The organism is Pseudoalteromonas sp. A601 (assembly GCF_002165575.1).
Classification (GTDB): Bacteria; Pseudomonadota; Gammaproteobacteria; order Enterobacterales; family Alteromonadaceae; genus Pseudoalteromonas.
The window spans coordinates 1-2,285 of record NZ_MXQF01000071.1 but is presented as its reverse complement, the minus strand read 5'-3'; the positions used below and the strand labels follow the sequence as shown (position 1 = coordinate 2,285).

Below are 2,285 nucleotides of genomic sequence, written 5' to 3'. Positions count from 1 at the left end.
TAGCATTGGTATCACTCTCGTTATTTGATAAAGATGCTCTCTTTTCTTACAACTGAGTTAATTACCCGGATAGGCTTTTTACGATAAATAGTCAGAAGAATTAAGATTAGATGCTGTAGAAGTGTTTATATGTGGTGGGTGATACTGGACTTGAACCAGTGACCCTCGCCATTATTTGTAAAGGGAGGCGATGCTCTCTTTTCTTACAACTGAGTTAATTACCCGGATAGGCTTTTTACGATAAATAGTCAGAAGAATTAAGATTAGATGCTGTAGAAGTGTTTATATGTGGTGGGTGATACTGGACTTGAACCAGTGACCCTCGCCTTGTAAGGGCGATGCTCTCCCAACTGAGCTAATCACCCACATATAATTTTGATTAAATGGTGGGTCGTACTGGACTTGAACCAGTGACCCTCGCCTTGTAAGGGCGATGCTCTCCCAACTGAGCTAACGACCCCAAATAATCAGTTTTCTTTGCAGTTACCATTTAATAAATGGTGGGTCGTACTGGACTTGAACCAGTGACCCTCGCCTTGTAAGGGCGATGCTCTCCCAACTGAGCTAACGACCCGCAAAGAATATCTAAATGGTGGGTGATACTGGACTTGAACCAGTGACCCTCGCCTTGTAAGGGCGATGCTCTCCCAACTGAGCTAATCACCCATTTAGATTTTTGTAATATACACCATTTAAAAAATGGTGGGTCGTACTGGACTTGAACCAGTGACCCTCGCCTTGTAAGGGCGATGCTCTCCCAACTGAGCTAACGACCCATATTACGATCTTAAAAAATGACTATTAACATAATAACAAGCTTTATATGTGGTGGGTGATACTGGACTTGAACCAGTGACCCTCGCCTTGTAAGGGCGATGCTCTCCCAACTGAGCTAATCACCCACATATAAATTAAAACGCTACTATTAAAATAAAATAGTACTGGACTTTAACCAGTGAACCTCACCGTTACTTATAAATAGCGGTGATGCTCTCTTTTCTCTACTGATATAACGACCATGTAGAGTATAGATGTGGACCACTTTCTAATAAGTGGTGGGTGATACTGGACTTGAACCAGTGACCCTCGCCTTGTAAGGGCGATGCTCTCCCAACTGAGCTAATCACCCACATATAAATTAAAACGCTACTATTAAAATAAAATAGTACTGGACTTTAACCAGTGAACCTCACCGTTACTTATAAATAGCGGTGATGCTCTCTTTTCTCTACTGATATAACGACCATGTAGAGTATAGATGTGGACCACTTTCTAATAAGTGGTGGGTGATACTGGACTTGAACCAGTGACCCTCGCCTTGTAAGGGCGATGCTCTCCCAACTGAGCTAATCACCCACATCGTTACAACGACACATTGCTGCGTTGTTGTGGGGCGCTATTATAGATAGAGTTGTAAATGTGTCAACACTTGAATGAGTAAAAATGGTTTAGATGTGGTTTTTATAATCAACAAGATGGCAGAAAGCACACTTTATAGCCATATTGCTGAGATTTTGTCTCGTTACTTTTAATTTTAAACAAAACACAATGTGTCAGTGAGTGATGTAGCAATAGAATTATATAAACTTCACTGGTTTTAACAAAATCAGAATCTAATAACCTTATCGCTATAGTTGGGTAAAAACTTTATGGCGATTTCTAAATTAAAAGAACAACCTATTTCCAAGCTTTCTTATCACTCTCACGTTTATATTTAATAGCCTCTGTTAGCAAGCTATCTCATAATGAATTAAACACCTTCCATTTTACAAAGCACAGGAAAACTTTTAATCCAATTAATAAATAGCCTCCTCCCTTTACTTGGCATAACCCTGTTATTCACCAGCATTTAACTCTTTTGAATTGATACTTTATAAAACAAATCACAGAAAGTTAATTTTCCTTATAAATGTATACCTTCTATAAACGCATTAAATTGACAAATTGCGAGTTTAACCAGATCCAGAACCTCATGTATAAACAAAAACAACTATTCAGTTCAAAAAACAAACCGCAGAGTGTATAGATTATCCAGTTTGTTGAAAAATAGGGCATTTGAATAAAGTTACTGAAAAAAATGTTGACATTATTTAGGTGGCTGCATAGAATGCGCCCCGCACTCAGCGATACACAGCCCGATTTACGAAGCAGTGTAAAGCAAAATAAGTTGGGGCTATAGCTCAGCTGGGAGAGCGCTTCGCTGGCAGCGAAGAGGTCTGCGGTTCGATCCCGCATAGCTCCACCAAACTTATTTTTGTGTTTGTCCTAGGGTAGCAGTTTTCTGT

The 2,285-nt window shown here is 39.6% G+C and carries 10 tRNA genes; 1 reads left to right on the top strand and 9 read right to left on the bottom strand.

From position 1 onward, the window contains the following. Nucleotides 1-132: 132 nt before the first annotated feature. From B5G52_RS21680 to B5G52_RS21640, 9 genes are all read right to left on the bottom strand, one after another. Nucleotides 133-224, bottom strand: a tRNA-OTHER gene (locus B5G52_RS21680). A gap of 65 nt (nt 225-289) precedes the next feature. Beyond that, nucleotides 290-365: transfer RNA gene (locus tag B5G52_RS21675), tRNA-Val, on the bottom strand. 19 nt (nt 366-384) lie between these two features. Continuing rightward, nucleotides 385-460 (bottom strand) — tRNA-Val (locus B5G52_RS21670). Nucleotides 461-498: 38 nt separating this feature from the next. After that, nucleotides 499-574, bottom strand: a tRNA-Val gene (locus B5G52_RS21665). 16 nt (nt 575-590) lie between these two features. Then, nucleotides 591-666: transfer RNA gene (locus B5G52_RS21660), tRNA-Val, on the bottom strand. Between the two features lie 34 nt (nt 667-700). Further along, nucleotides 701-776, bottom strand: a tRNA-Val gene (locus B5G52_RS21655). A 50-nt stretch (nt 777-826) separates the two neighbouring features. Next, nucleotides 827-902: transfer RNA gene (locus B5G52_RS21650), tRNA-Val, on the bottom strand. Nucleotides 903-1,053: 151 nt separating this feature from the next. Then, a tRNA-Val gene (locus tag B5G52_RS21645) sits at nt 1,054-1,129 on the bottom strand. A gap of 151 nt (nt 1,130-1,280) precedes the next feature. Then, nucleotides 1,281-1,356: transfer RNA gene (locus B5G52_RS21640), tRNA-Val, on the bottom strand. A gap of 813 nt (nt 1,357-2,169) precedes the next feature. Between B5G52_RS21640 and B5G52_RS21635 the strand changes: the two genes are divergently transcribed. After that, a tRNA-Ala gene (locus B5G52_RS21635) sits at nt 2,170-2,245 on the top strand. Nucleotides 2,246-2,285: the final 40 nt, after the last annotated feature.